Source organism: Rhizobacter sp. P2_G4, assembly GCF_056403575.1.
Genome location: NZ_JBFUFG010000020.1, coordinates 1 through 12,956, shown reverse-complemented (window position 1 = coordinate 12,956; position 12,956 = coordinate 1). Strand labels below are relative to the sequence as shown.

Annotated in this window: 14 protein-coding genes; 8 read left to right on the top strand and 6 right to left on the bottom strand. The window is 61.4% G+C overall.

The window, feature by feature from the left end; translation table 11 throughout:
• The first annotated feature begins 3 nt into the window (after positions 1-3).
• Complete coding sequence (locus AC1DYS_RS31520) at positions 4-342, top strand: P-II family nitrogen regulator (protein ID WP_047484636.1); 339 nt, start codon at positions 4-6, stop codon at positions 340-342.
• Positions 343-393: 51 nt separating this feature from the next.
• Here the strand turns inward: AC1DYS_RS31520 and AC1DYS_RS31515 are convergent, their stop codons facing one another.
• The 6 genes from AC1DYS_RS31515 to AC1DYS_RS31490 are packed head-to-tail and all read right to left on the bottom strand — an operon-like array spanning position 394 to position 3,747.
• Positions 394-978 carry an LOG family protein gene (locus tag AC1DYS_RS31515; RefSeq protein ID WP_477905936.1) on the bottom strand — a complete coding sequence of 195 codons (585 nt, stop codon included), beginning with the start codon at positions 976-978 and terminating at the stop codon, positions 394-396.
• Entirely contained in the window at positions 975-1,352 is a 378-nt protein-coding gene (locus AC1DYS_RS31510) for a diacylglycerol kinase (RefSeq protein ID WP_477905934.1), read from the bottom strand. The genes AC1DYS_RS31515 and AC1DYS_RS31510 overlap by 4 nt, the downstream gene beginning before the upstream one ends.
• A gap of 31 nt (positions 1,353-1,383) precedes the next feature.
• Positions 1,384-1,923 carry an RDD family protein gene (locus AC1DYS_RS31505; RefSeq protein WP_477905932.1) on the bottom strand — a complete coding sequence of 180 codons (540 nt, stop codon included), beginning with the start codon at positions 1,921-1,923 and terminating at the stop codon, positions 1,384-1,386.
• On the bottom strand, positions 1,920-2,720 hold the full coding sequence (locus AC1DYS_RS31500; RefSeq protein ID WP_477905929.1) for a DUF3106 domain-containing protein: 801 nt from the start codon (positions 2,718-2,720) through the stop codon (positions 1,920-1,922). Before AC1DYS_RS31500 ends, AC1DYS_RS31505 begins: the two co-directional genes overlap by 4 nt.
• Positions 2,721-2,731: 11 nt before the next feature.
• Positions 2,732-3,184: a DUF3619 family protein gene (locus AC1DYS_RS31495; RefSeq protein ID WP_477905927.1), complete on the bottom strand. Its 453-nt coding sequence runs from the start codon at positions 3,182-3,184 to the stop codon at positions 2,732-2,734.
• Positions 3,181-3,747: an RNA polymerase sigma factor gene (locus AC1DYS_RS31490; protein WP_047484642.1), complete on the bottom strand. Its 567-nt coding sequence runs from the start codon at positions 3,745-3,747 to the stop codon at positions 3,181-3,183. The genes AC1DYS_RS31495 and AC1DYS_RS31490 overlap by 4 nt, the downstream gene beginning before the upstream one ends.
• 243 nt (positions 3,748-3,990) lie before the next feature.
• Between AC1DYS_RS31490 and AC1DYS_RS31485 the strand changes: the two genes are divergently transcribed.
• The 7 genes from AC1DYS_RS31485 to AC1DYS_RS31455 all read left to right on the top strand — a co-directional run.
• The gene (locus AC1DYS_RS31485; RefSeq protein WP_477905925.1) at positions 3,991-5,763 is read left to right on the top strand and encodes an acetolactate synthase 3 catalytic subunit; all 1,773 of its coding nucleotides are present in this window, start codon (positions 3,991-3,993) and stop codon (positions 5,761-5,763) included.
• Between the two features lie 158 nt (positions 5,764-5,921).
• Positions 5,922-6,413, top strand: a complete 492-nt coding sequence (gene ilvN, locus AC1DYS_RS31480) for an acetolactate synthase small subunit (RefSeq protein ID WP_047484646.1) — start codon at positions 5,922-5,924, stop codon at positions 6,411-6,413.
• A 61-nt stretch (positions 6,414-6,474) separates the two neighbouring features.
• Positions 6,475-7,491 (top strand): ketol-acid reductoisomerase, encoded by a 1,017-nt coding sequence (gene ilvC, locus AC1DYS_RS31475; protein ID WP_047484648.1) that lies wholly within the window; start codon positions 6,475-6,477, stop codon positions 7,489-7,491.
• Between the two features lie 108 nt (positions 7,492-7,599).
• A complete protein-coding gene (gene pssA / locus AC1DYS_RS31470; protein ID WP_047484825.1) occupies positions 7,600-8,424 on the top strand; it encodes a CDP-diacylglycerol--serine O-phosphatidyltransferase in 825 nt (274 codons plus the stop codon).
• 193 nt (positions 8,425-8,617) lie between these two features.
• Positions 8,618-10,315 carry a 2-isopropylmalate synthase gene (gene leuA, locus AC1DYS_RS31465; RefSeq protein WP_477905973.1) on the top strand — a complete coding sequence of 566 codons (1,698 nt, stop codon included), beginning with the start codon at positions 8,618-8,620 and terminating at the stop codon, positions 10,313-10,315.
• Between the two features lie 26 nt (positions 10,316-10,341).
• A complete protein-coding gene (locus AC1DYS_RS31460) occupies positions 10,342-11,883 on the top strand; it encodes a 2-isopropylmalate synthase (protein WP_047484650.1) in 1,542 nt (513 codons plus the stop codon).
• A 164-nt stretch (positions 11,884-12,047) separates the two neighbouring features.
• Positions 12,048-12,956, top strand: a 909-nt coding sequence (locus AC1DYS_RS31455) for a serine hydrolase (protein WP_477905971.1), incomplete at its 3' end; no start/stop codon positions are given.

Genomic DNA, 12,956 nt, shown 5'->3' with positions numbered 1-12,956 from the left:
GTCATGAAACAGATCACTGCCGTCGTGAAGCCATTCAAGCTCGAGGAAGTGCGCGAGGCACTGGCCGACGTGGGCGTCACCGGCCTCACCGTGACCGAGGTCAAGGGGTTTGGTCGTCAGAAAGGGCACACCGAGCTGTACCGCGGTGCCGAGTACGTCGTCGACTTTCTGCCCAAGGTGAAGGTCGAGGTCGTGGTGAAAGACGTCGATGTGGATCGCTGCATCGAAGCCATCGTCAAGGCTGCCAAGACCGGCAAAATCGGTGACGGCAAGATCTTCGTCACGGCAGTTGAACAAGTGGTTCGCATCCGCACCGGTGAGACGGACGAAGCCGCTGTCTGAGCACGCGGGCTGTCGAAAGAAAAGCCCGCTGCGTGCGGGCTTTTTTGCGGGCTAGATTTTTCTGTAATCGTCAGGCGCCGTGGCGGTGCGGGCCTGAGCCGCCAGCCGCTCCAGCAGTTCGGCAGGGTCGGTGGCCACCTGCAACAGCTCTCGCTGGGGTGCTGCAACGAAGCCATCGGCAACGGACACGTCCAGGAACGAGAGCAGCTGATCGTAGTAGCCGCCGACGTTCAGTAGACCCACCGGCTTGTCGTGATAACCCAGCTGGCGCCATGTCCATACTTCGAACAGCTCTTCGAAGGTGCCGATGCCGCCGGGCAACGCGAGGAAGGCGTCGGACCGCTCGGCCATCAACTGTTTGCGCTGGTGCATCGTTTCGACGACGTGCAACTCGCTGAGCCCCACGTGGCCGAGCTCGCGATCCATCAGCGAGTGGGGAATGACGCCGACGACTGACGCGCCGGCGGCCAGCGCGGCGTTCGCCACCACCCCCATCAGGCCGGCCTTGCCGCCGCCGTAGACCAACTGCCAGCCGCGCTCCCCAATCAGCGTGCCGACACGGTGCGCGGCTTCTTCAAACGCCGGCTTGCTGCCGACGCGTGAGCCGCAGTAGACGCACAAGGAGAGCTTGCTCACAGGAACCGATGCCACAGCGCRGCCGCCCAGAGGCCGGTGCAGAGCACCACGGATAGAAAAACGGCAGCGCTGGCCAAGTCCTTGGCGCGCTTGGACAAATCGTGCAGTTCGAAAGACACGCGATCGATCGCGGCTTCGATGCCCGAGTTCAGCAGCTCGACGATCATCACCAGCAGCACGGCGCCGACGAGCAAGCCCACCTCGACCCAGCTGCGTCCAACCCAGAAGGCCGACGGAAGCAGAACAACGGCGAGCCAGACCTCTTGGCGAAAAGCGCTTTCGCCTTGGTAGGCCGTCTTCAGCCCTTCGAATGAATAGCCTGTGGCGCGAATCACCCGGTCCAGCCCGGTACGCCCTTTGAATGGATTGGTCATGGGCGGCGATTGTGCCTTGCCCATGCGACGTTCAAGGCGCTCGACGCGCCGTGGTGACGAGCTTCGTTCCGCAGATGAGGTCGTGCAGAAACTGTTTTTGCGGCAGGACCAGTGCGAGCAGTGCGTAGCCGAGCACACTCAGCCCCGCGCCGGCCACCATGGCGCGCGCATCCTCACGGAAGCTCCAGTGATTCAGCACCGCGATGAGAGCCGCCGGCGCGACCCAGAGCCAGCTCGCGAGGTAGCGAACGAATGCGCGCCCCCAGCTGAGTGGCTGACCATCGGCTGTGACCACCTTGATGTGCCATGTCTGCATCGGCAAGGTCTGGCCCCGCTTGCTCCAGAACCAGGTGAAGTAGGCGGCGTAAATCGAGAAGCTTGTGACTTGGAGGATGAGGTCGCCCTGCACCGAATGCTGTTGGCCGGTGACGGCCACGATGACGGCGCCCACGGCACCGGGGATCAACAAGATCCCGAACAGGATCAGGCCTTCATAGACGAAGCTGGCCATGCGCCGCGACAGGCTGGGGACCGCAGCCTGTGAGGCCGGGCCGGTCGCTGCGTCGCTCATGGGCGATGGACGACTGGGCTGGATGCAGCGGCGGACCGGGTGGCTGCCCCTTGCGGGCCGCGCTTGGGTAAAAGCGTCGACTGATCGACGAAGCCGGAGGTCGACGCGATCTTGGGCAAGCCTGCCTGCTGGTGCGCCGGGGGGCTGGGCCGTTTGGTGATGAGGTTGGTGGTCGCGCCAGGTTGGGCCTGCGCTACGGTCGGCGCAACGGCCTTGGGGCGTGGCGCGTAGGACGAGTTCGGCACCACATTCGACTTGGCGCCGGTGGATTCGGGCGACGGTTCAGCACCAGCCTTGCGGGCAGGCGGTACGGCGCGAGCCGCCAACTGCTTCTGCTGGTCGGGCGGCAGCGCCTTGTAGGCTTCCCATCGGTCCTTGCGCTCTTGGGCGGGTACCTGCTGCGCTTCCTTGTAGTTCAAGCGGGCCTGACCACGTTCCTTGGGCGTCATCTTCGCCCAGTCTTCCATGCGGTTCTGGACTCGCATTTGTTCAGCGGGTGGCATGGCAGAAAACTTGTTGGCGATCTCAAGCCATTTGACCTTGCGGGATGCGTCGATGCTCCCCCACTCGCGTTCCAGCGGCCTGAGCGCGCTCTTTTGGCTTGGGGTCAATGAGGCCCAGGGCGTTCCTTCCGAGACCTGAGCTACAGCTTTCGTGGCTCCCGTGGCGGGTTTGGGCTGGGTATGGCCAGCGAAAGGGAGCGAGAGCGCGGTCGCCAGGACGATGAAACTTGCCCAGGAAAACTTGCGCTGCGCTGATTCACGCCAAGTGGTCGGGATCAGGCGGATGGCAGACACGGCAGCATCCGTCAGTCGAGAGGAGCCTTCAGGAACTCCACGAAACCTGGGTCACTGTAGGCAGAAGGGGGCAGGTCATCGGCCAGCAGCGAGGCATCGATCTCGGCCGCGGCAGAAATCTGGCTGTCGTTGTGCAGGCGCTGGATGAACACCAAGCCAGCCAGGAGGGCGATCAGAGGCAGAACCGAAGCCACCTGAACCCACCAGCTGGCACCGCCTTCGCCTCGCCCCAGCGACAACGTTGAGCCGGCGCCCACCACGATGGTGGGTTCGGCCGCCTCGGCCTTGCGGGCGGCGCGCGCGCGCTCCAGCGCTTGTTCCCGGGCGAAGCGGAGGCGCTCGCTCACGTCTTGAGGGAGGTCGGCGGCATGCTCGGTCAGGCGTGCGGTCATGCGCAATGCGAGCCTGGCTTCCAGGGCATCCAGTTCGGCGGGGGCGTAGGTTCGAAGATTGGTGTGGTTCATAGCTCAATTCCCTTTGCCTTCAGGGCGTTTGCCAAGGCGTGGACTGCTCGGGAGCAGTGTGTCTTGACGCTGCCCTCCGAACAGCCCATCACGGACGCGGTCTCGGCGACATCGAGTTCCTCCCAGTAACGCAGCAGAAAGGCTTCCCGTTGACGCGCTGGCAACTTTGCCACTTCGCCATCGATGGCTAGCAGGATCTGAGCCCGAGAAACCGACTCCGACGCGCTCTCCGTAGCAGAAGACTCGTCTTGCGAAGCCAAGGTTTCAAGCAGGTCGAAGTCTCCGTCGTCACTTGAGGATTCGTACTCGGAAAAGTTTCGAACAACTGCATTTCGGACTTTCTGACGGCGAAACCAGTCCATGGTCGCGTTCGAGAGGATCCGCTGGAAGACGAGCGGGAACTCTGCGGCTGGCCGATCGATGTACTTCTCGGCGAGCCGGATCATCGAATCCTGGACGATATCGAGCGCGGCATCGTCATCCCGCACGGCATACGCCACACGCTTGAATGCGCGTTTCTCGATGCTTTTCAGAAAGTCTGAAAGTTCTTTGTCAGATGCCAAGTGAAATGCGCCTCAGGCGGGGGAAGGCCAGCCGAAACGGGCGCGATTATCGCATCGCATTCAAGCGGCACAGGCCCGAGACAAAACCGGTCCTATAATCCGCGTTTGCACAACATCTGGTCTCAATTTGGCAGCCCGACCTGGGCTCTTGATTCTTGACCGAGCAGGTACCACACCCGCCTCACGAGGGCGCGGAGAGGTGCACCGATGGATTTTCGTTAGAGAAATTCACAAAGGTTCAACATGGACATGTCTGCCGCGGAAATCAAACGCGCCGCCTCGGCGCAACCGCAAACCTCTCACGCGGAGCCGAATGGCTCTGAAATATTGGTCCGCTGCCTTCAAGCCGAAGGCGTCAAATTCCTCTGGGGCTACCCGGGCGGTGCGGTCCTCTACATCTACGACGCGCTTTACAAGCAAGACAGCATCGAGCACGTGCTCGTACGCCATGAGCAGGCGGCTGTTCACGCTGCAGACGGCTACGCCCGTGCGACCGGCGACGTTGGTGTCGCCCTGGTCACTTCAGGCCCTGGTGTCACGAATGCTGTGACCGGCATCGCCACGGCGTACATGGACTCGATCCCGATGGTGATCATCACTGGTCAGGTTCCCACGCCAGCGATTGGGCTGGACGCGTTCCAGGAATGTGACACCGTGGGCATCACCCGCCCCATCGTGAAGCACAACTTCCTCGTGAAGGACGTGCGCGATCTGGCCGTGACGCTGAAGAAGGCGTTCCACATCGCCCGTACCGGCCGCCCCGGCCCGGTGGTGGTGGACATCCCAAAGGACGTGTCGCAGCGAACCACGCCGTTCCACTACCCGGCCACTGTCGAGATGCGCTCGTACAACCCGGCGCGCAAGGGGCATGGCGGGCAGATTCGAAAGGCGGTCCAGCTGCTGCTGGCGGCAAAGCGCCCCTATATCTACACCGGCGGCGGTGTGGTGCTGGGCAACGCGGCGGCGGAACTGCGTGAGCTGGTCAACCTGCTGGGCTACCCCTGCACCAACACTCTGATGGGCCTGGGCTCCATGCCGGCCAGCGACCCGAAGTTCCTGGGTATGCTGGGCATGCACGGCACCTACGAAGCCAACATGACGATGCAGAACTGCGACGTTTTGCTGGCAGTGGGGGCCCGGTTCGACGACCGTGTCATTGGCAACCCGAAGCACTTTGCATCGGTCGAACGCAAGATCGTGCACATCGACATCGACCCTTCGTCGATTTCAAAGCGCGTGAAGGTCGATATCCCGATCGTTGGTGACGTGAAGGACGTGCTGCAGGAACTCATCTCGCAGATCAAGGAAGCCCAAGCCAAGCCCGATGTGCGCGCGCTGTCGGAGTGGTGGGGCCAAATCAATGAATGGCGCAAACGCGAGTGCCTGAAGTACAAGAACAGCACTGAGGTCATCAAGCCGCAGTACGTGGTTGAAACGCTGTGCGAGCTGACCCGCAATCGCGACACCTACATCACGTCCGACGTCGGCCAACACCAGATGTGGGCTGCGCAGTTTTATCGCTTCGAGGAGCCGCGCCGCTGGATCAATTCCGGTGGCCTGGGCACCATGGGGGTGGGCTTGCCCTACGCCATGGGCATCAAGCTGGCGAAGCCCGATTCAGACGTGTTCTGCGTGACGGGCGAAGGCTCGATCCAGATGTGCATCCAGGAACTGTCGACCTGTCTGCAGTACAAGACACCCGTGAAGATCGTGTCGCTGAACAACCGCTACCTGGGCATGGTGCGGCAGTGGCAGGAGCTTGATTACGGCGGCCGCTACTCGYACAGCTACATGGATGCGCTGCCCGACTTCGTCAAGCTGGCCGAGGCCTATGGCCACGTTGGCCTGCTGGTCGAAAAGCCGTCGGACGTCGAACCTGCCTTGCGCGAAGCCATCAAGCTCAAGGACCGGACCGTCTTCCTCGACATTCGCACCGATCCGACGGAGAACGTCTGGCCCATGGTGCAGGCCGGCAAGGGCATCAGCGAAATGCTGCTGGGGTCCGAAGACCTGTGAACCGCTGAACTCTGGCCAAAGGTGCGCGTTACCGCGCGCACTTGAAAGCCAGGGGAAAGCGCGGATCGGCTTCGGCGATTTCTCATTCAATCACTGTGGACAGCGTGGCCAAGGGCCATTGGTTACCGCCAATGGCGTGAAGAGCGCGCTTCAAAAACATGAAACACATCATTGCCCTGTTGCTGGAGAACGAGCCCGGCGCGCTGTCGCGTGTCGTCGCCTTGTTCTCGGCTCGCGGCTACAACATCGAAAGTCTGACAGTCGCGCCGACGGAGGATCCGTCCCTGTCGCGCATGACCATCGTGACCACGGGCTCCGATGACGTGATCGAGCAGATCACCAAACACTTGAACCGTTTGATCGAGGTCGTGAAGGTCGTCGACCTGACGGAGGGCAGCTTCACTGAGCGGGAGCTCATGCTCATCAAGGTGCGGGCCGTCGGCAAGGAGCGCGAGGAGATGAAGCGCATGGCCGATATTTTTCGCGGCCGCATCATCGACGTGACGGAAAAGAGCTACACCATGGAGTTGACGGGCGATGCGTCCAAGCTCGATGCCTTCATCGAGGCCATCGACCGCACCGCCATTCTGGAAACCGTGCGCACCGGCACCAGCGGGATCGGTCGCGGCGAGCGCATCCTGCGCGCCTGATTCATCACTGAATCATCATTACCGAAACCCCGCATTGAACTGATACCTGAAGGAGATAGCTATGAAGGTTTACTACGACAAAGACGCCGACCTGAGCCTGGTGAAGGGCAAGAACGTCACGATCATCGGTTACGGCTCGCAAGGCCATGCGCACGCGCAAAACCTGAACGACAGCGGCGTCAAAGTCACCGTCGGTTTGCGCAAGGGCGGCGCCTCGTGGTCCAAGGTGGAGAAGGCCGGACTGAAGGTTGCCGAGATCGCCGACGCCGTGAAGTCGGCCGACATCGTCATGCTGCTGCTGCCTGACGAGCAGATCGCTTCGGTCTACAAGAACGACGTCGAGCCGCACATCAAGCAAGGTGCATCGCTGGCGTTTGCGCACGGCTTCAACGTGCATTACGGGCAAGTGGTTCCGCGCGCTGACCTCGATGTCTGGATGGTGGCTCCGAAGGCACCCGGCCACACGGTGCGCTCGACCTACACCCAAGGCGGCGGCGTGCCACACCTGATTGCTGTGCATGCCGACAAGAGCGGTAAGGCGCGTGACCTGGCGTTGAGCTACGCAGCGGCCAATGGCGGCGGCAAGGCTGGCGTCATCGAAACCAACTTCCGCGAAGAGACCGAGACCGATCTGTTCGGCGAGCAAGCCGTTTTGTGCGGTGGTGCGGTTGAACTGATCAAGGCCGGCTTCGAGACGCTCACTGAGGCTGGTTACGCGCCTGAGATGGCGTACTTCGAATGCCTGCACGAGTTGAAGCTCATCGTCGACCTGATCTATGAAGGCGGCATCGCCAACATGAACTATTCGATCTCGAATAACGCCGAGTACGGCGAGTACGTCACCGGCCCGAAGATCGTGACGGACGAGACGAAGCAGGCGATGCGTCAGGCACTGAAGGACATCCAGACCGGCGAGTACGCGAAGAGCTTCATTCTTGAGAACCGTGCGGGTGCGCCGACCTTGCTGTCGCGCCGCCGCCTGACGGCGGAGCACCCGATCGAGCAGGTCGGCGAACAACTGCGCGCGATGATGCCGTGGATCAAGAAGAACCGCTTGGTCGATCAGTCGAAGAACTGACCACCGACCCCTTTGGCACGCAAAGCCGCAAGGGAGACCTTGCGGCTTTTTTGTTGTCTGCTGGGGTATCCTCCAGTCCCATTCCATTCCCACAGGGTCATGAACGAGATGCACGACGGCGATCAAGCGCTGGCAGAAACGGACGACGCGCCGCCGCGTCCGCGCCGCAAGGGCATCTACATCCTGCCTAACCTCTTCACGCTGGCAGCGTTGTTCGGTGGCTTCTACGGCATCGTGATGGCCATGGGCGGCCATTTCGAGCAATCGGCCATCGGCATCTTCTGTGCAATGGTGCTCGACAGTCTGGACGGTCGCGTGGCGCGCATGACCAACACGCAGAGCACCTTCGGCGAGCAGATGGACAGCCTGTCTGACATGGTCTCGTTCGGCGCCGCGCCGGCGCTCATCGTCTACATCTGGGCGCTCACGGGGCTCGGCAAGCTGGGTTGGCTGGCTGCGTTCGTGTATTGCTCGTGTGCAGCCCTTCGCTTGGCTCGCTTCAACACCAACTTAGCTGTTGTAGACAAACGCTTCTTCCAGGGCCTTCCCAGCCCCGCGGCTGCAGCATTGGTCGTCGGCTTCATCTGGCTGATGGACAACCTGGGATTCAAGGGCGGGCAGGAAGGCCCATGGCTCGCCTGGACCACTTTCGGCTTCACCTTGTTCGCCGGCCTTACGATGGTGACCAACGTTCCGTTCTATAGTTTCAAGGACGTGAGCTTCAAGCGCTCGGTGCCGTTCATCGCGATCGTTGCCATTGCGTTGGGGATCGCCTTCATCACGCTGCATCCACCGCTTGTGCTGTTCGGGTTGTTCGTGATCTACGGCCTGTCGGGCTACGGCGTGTACGCGTGGAAGCGCATGAAAGGCCGGCCTGTGAGCGTGATCGCCACCTCGATGGATGAGCCCGACGAAGAAGGCCTGCACCGCTGAAAAGCTGCGTGCTATATTCGCGGCCATGACGTTTTCGACCACTTTCTCGCTAGCCCTACTAGAGGTGCCACGGGCTCGCTGATCGTTCACGTCCATCGTTTTCGTTCTCAACGGCCCATATGCAACCAGCATCGGGCCGTTTTGCTTTTTCGAGCGTGCTGGTTGTAATTCCACTCACTGGGGATTCGCCATGATGTTGAAGCAACCGCACTTGAAGTACCGACCTTTCGCGCCCATCGCCTTGCGCGACCGCACCTGGCCCGATGCCGTGCTGAAACGCGCTCCAATCTGGCTCAGCACCGATCTGCGCGACGGCAACCAGGCACTGATCGAGCCGATGGACGCGGAGCGCAAGCTGCGCATGTTCCACATGCTGCTGCGCATTGGCTTCAAGGAAATCGAAGTCGGATTCCCGTCGGCATCTCAGACGGAGTTCGATTTCATCCGCATGCTGATCGAACAGGATCTCATCCCCGACGACGTGACGATCCAGGTCCTGACGCAGGCGCGCGAGCCCTTGATTCGCCGCACCTTCGAGTCGCTGAAAGGTGCGAAGAAGGTCATCGTTCACCTCTACAACGCGACGTCTCCGATGATGCGAGAAGTGGTGCTTGGGCTCGATGAGGACGGTGTTGTAGCGCTCGCCACCGAACATGCTCGCTTGATGAAGCAGCTGGCCGATACGCAACCCGAAACCACATGGCGTTTCGAGTACTCGCCCGAGCTGTTCTCCGAAACCGAGCTCGACTTTGCCAAGCGTGTAGTCGATGCGGTGACCGAGGTCTGGCAGCCGACGCCGGATCACAAATGCATCATCAATTTGCCGACGACGGTCGAGAGCTCCACGCCCAACGTGTTTGCAGACATGGTGGAGTGGATGCACCGGCACGTGGCGCGTCGCGATTCGATCGTGATCTCGGTTCACCCGCACAACGACCGAGGCACAGGCACGGCAGCTGGAGAGCTCGCATTGATGGCAGGGGCCGATCGCATCGAAGGCTGCTTGTTCGGCAACGGTGAGCGCACAGGCAACGTCGACCTCGTCAACATTGCGCTCAATCTCTACACACAGGGTGTCTCACCTGAGCTCGACTTCTCCGACATCGACGAAGTGCGGCGTTGCGTCGAGCACTGCAACCAACTGCCGGTGCATCCACGCCATCCGTATGTGGGTGACCTGGTCTACACCTCGTTTTCGGGCTCGCATCAGGATGCCATCAAGAAGGCATTCGCTTCTCGCAAAGAGGGCGATGTCTGGAAGATGCCGTATTTGCCGATCGACCCCAAGGACCTCGGGCGCAGTTACGACGCGGTGATCCGCGTCAACAGCCAGTCAGGCAAGGGTGGCATTGCTTACCTGCTCGAGAACGAGTACGGCCTGGAGTTGCCGCGTCGGCTGCAGATCGAATTCAGTCAGGTCGTCCAGGCGGTCATGGACGACACGGGCAAAGAGCTGTCGGCAGCTGAGTTGTGGAACATCTTCCAGCGCGAATACAGCGTCGCTGGTGCATGGGCGGCGCAGTCGATCCAGGCGACCATCTCGGAAGCACGCGGTGGCCAGGTGAATCTCTCTACGGTGCTCGATGTGGCGGGCCGCGAGCTGGGCGTCGAAGGGCAGGGTGCCGGTCCGATCGAAGCCTTTGTCGAAGGCGTGAACAGGCACTTGTCGACACGGCTTCGCGTGCTGGACTACCACGAGCATGCAATCGGCAGCGGTGCCGATGCCAAAGCGGTGGCCTACCTCGAACTGCGCCTGGGCGACAACATTACGCTGTTCGGGGTCGGCATCGATTCCAACATCGTCTCAGCCTCGCTGAAGGCAATTAGCTCAGGCCTGCACCGGGCCGTGCGACAAGGGCAACTGAGCTACGCGCCCGCCGTGCTCGCCTAACATACTGAAGATCACAGGAGACAGCCATGACCGACAAACTCATCATCTTTGACACCACCTTGCGCGATGGCGAACAGTCTCCCGGCGCGTCCATGACCAAGGACGAAAAGCTGCGCATCGCGCGTCAGCTGGAGCGGCTCAAGGTCGACGTGATCGAGGCGGGCTTTGCCGCTTCGTCGAACGGCGACTTCGAGGCGGTGAAAGCGATCGCGCAGGCCATCAAAGACAGCACAGTCTGCTCGCTCGCGCGGGCCAACGACCGCGACATTTCCCGTGCCGCAGAAGCACTCCAGGGCGGCAACTCGACGCGCATCCACCTCTTCCTCGCGACCAGTGCCTTGCACATGGAAAAGAAGCTGCGCATGACGCCTGACCAGGTCTACGAGCAGGCGCGTTTGTCGACGCGCTTTGCACGCAACTTGTCGAGCGACGTCGAGTTCTCGCCAGAGGATGGCTATCGGTCCGACCCTGACTTCCTGTGCCGCGTGCTGGAGGCGGTGATCGCCGAAGGTGCCACCACCATCAACATTCCGGACACGGTGGGCTATGCCATTCCGGAGCTGTACGGCAACTTCATTCTCGATCTGCGCAATCGCATTCCGAACGCTGACAAGGCGGTGTGGTCAGTTCACTGCCACAACGACCTGGGTATGGCGGTTGCCAACTCGCTCGCTGGTGTGAAGATCGGTGGCGCGCGCCAAGTGGAGTGCACGATCAACGGCCTGGGCGAGCGCGCGGGTAACTGCGCCCTCGAAGAGATTGTGATGGCCGTGCGCACCCGCAAAGATTACTTCGGGCTGGAACTGGGCATCGATGCATCGCAGATCGTGCCGGTCTCGCGCCTGGTGTCGCAGACCACCGGCTTCGTGGTGCAACCGAACAAGGCCGTGGTCGGTGCCAATGCGTTTGCGCATGCATCGGGCATTCACCAGGACGGCGTTCTCAAGGCGCGCGACACCTACGAAATCATGCGTGCTGAAGACGTGGGCTGGGCTGCCAACAAAATCGTTCTCGGCAAGCTCTCCGGCCGCAACGCGTTCAAGCAGCGGCTGCATGAGCTCGGCATCGAGTTGGAATCCGAAGCCGAGATCAACGCTGCATTCGCCAAGTTCAAGGAACTAGCCGACCGCAAGAGTGACATCTTCGACGAAGACATCCTCGCCCTGGTGATGGACGACTCGGTGACGATGGACAACGAGCACTACCGCCTGCTGGCACTGTCTCAGCGCTCCGAAACGGGCGAGCGTCCGCATGCCAAGGTGGCGTTCGCAGCGGGTGCGGCCGAGCACCACGCCGAGAGCGACGGCAACGGCCCGGTCGACGCGAGCTTGAAGGCCATCGAATCCAAGCTGAGTACTGGCGCCGAAATGCTCCTCTATTCGGTGAATGCCATCACGTCCGGAAGCACAGAATCTCAGGGCGAGGTGACGGTGCGTTTGCAGCTTGGTGGACGCGTCGTCAATGGTGTTGGAGCCGACCCGGACATCGTGGTCGCGTCGGCGAAGGCCTACCTTGCAGCGTTGAACAAGCTGCACAGCAAGAACGAGCGGGTCGCTGCCCAGGGGTGATTTTTGTCACATAGCTGACAACTCCTCTGGTCAACTTGAGGAAAACCGCGCAAGTTTTTGATCTTGTGGGGTTTTTTTCTTTGGCCTACACTCGCGTTGCCGAGCGTCAAGGGGTTGCTGTGGTACGGTTTTCACAAAAGTCAGCGTCTTATGTCCTACGTGGCCTGTTCACGCTGGTGATTGCTGTCTGTCTGCCCTTGTCGGCTGGCGCTGCTGCCAAGCCAGCCAAGAAGCGAGTAGCCGTTGCATCGAAGGCACCCAGCGCCAAATCCAAGGTCGTTGTCGTTCGCGGCCTCAAGCGCACCAGCTTGCGTGCCCGCACGGTGGCCTTCGTGCCGGCCCGTCCTTCGTTCGGCCAGGTTTACGGCTTGCATGGCACGGCCGACCCGCTCGACCTGAAGTCCAGCGTGGCATTCGTCATGGACCAGCAGACCAACGAGGTCCTGTTCAGCAAGAATTCCCAGGCGGTGCTGCCGATCGCGTCGCTGACCAAGCTCATGACGGCGTTGGTCGTCACCGAAGCCAAGTTGCCACTCGATGAAGTGCTGACGATCAGCCAGGACGATGTCGACACCGAAAAAGGCAGCCGCTCGCGCCTGACGGTAGGCACGCAACTCACCCGCGGCGAGATGCTTCATCTGGCGCTGATGTCTTCCGAGAATCGTGCGGCGCATGCACTGGGCCGGCATTACCCGGGCGGTTTGAGCGCCTTCGTTGCCGCGATGAACCGCAAGACGGTCGAGTTGGGCATGACGAGCACCAAGTACGTCGAGCCCACCGGCTTGTCGAGCAGCAATCAGTCGAATGCCCGTGATTTGGCCACCTTGGTCAATGCAGCACACAACTACCCGTTGATTCGCGAACTGTCGACGTCGCCTGAATATCAAGTCGCCGTTGGGCGCCGTCAGCTTCAGTTCCACACCACCAATGGATTGGTGCGCAACCCGGACTGGGACATCAGCCTGCAGAAGACCGGTTACATCACCGAGGCAGGTCGTTGCCTGGTGATGCAAGCCAAGCTGGCAGGTCGGCAACTGATCATGGTGTTCCTGGATTCGGCGGGCAAGTATTCC

What these genes read in the sequence shown, in the direction of transcription:
- AC1DYS_RS31520 (WP_047484636.1), top strand. Translation starts at nt 4, where the DNA reads ATGAAACAGATCACTGCCGTCGTGAAGCCATTCAAGCTCGAGGAAGTG.
- AC1DYS_RS31460 (WP_047484650.1), top strand. Translation starts at nt 10,342, where the DNA reads ATGACCGACAAACTCATCATCTTTGACACCACCTTGCGCGATGGCGAA.
- pssA (WP_047484825.1), top strand. Translation starts at nt 7,600, where the DNA reads ATGCACGACGGCGATCAAGCGCTGGCAGAAACGGACGACGCGCCGCCG.
- ilvC (WP_047484648.1), top strand. Translation starts at nt 6,475, where the DNA reads ATGAAGGTTTACTACGACAAAGACGCCGACCTGAGCCTGGTGAAGGGC.
- leuA (WP_477905973.1), top strand. Translation starts at nt 8,618, where the DNA reads ATGTTGAAGCAACCGCACTTGAAGTACCGACCTTTCGCGCCCATCGCC.
- AC1DYS_RS31495 (WP_477905927.1), bottom strand. Translation starts at nt 3,184, where the DNA reads ATGAACCACACCAATCTTCGAACCTACGCCCCCGCCGAACTGGATGCC.
- ilvN (WP_047484646.1), top strand. Translation starts at nt 5,922, where the DNA reads ATGAAACACATCATTGCCCTGTTGCTGGAGAACGAGCCCGGCGCGCTG.
- AC1DYS_RS31505 (WP_477905932.1), bottom strand. Translation starts at nt 1,923, where the DNA reads ATGAGCGACGCAGCGACCGGCCCGGCCTCACAGGCTGCGGTCCCCAGC.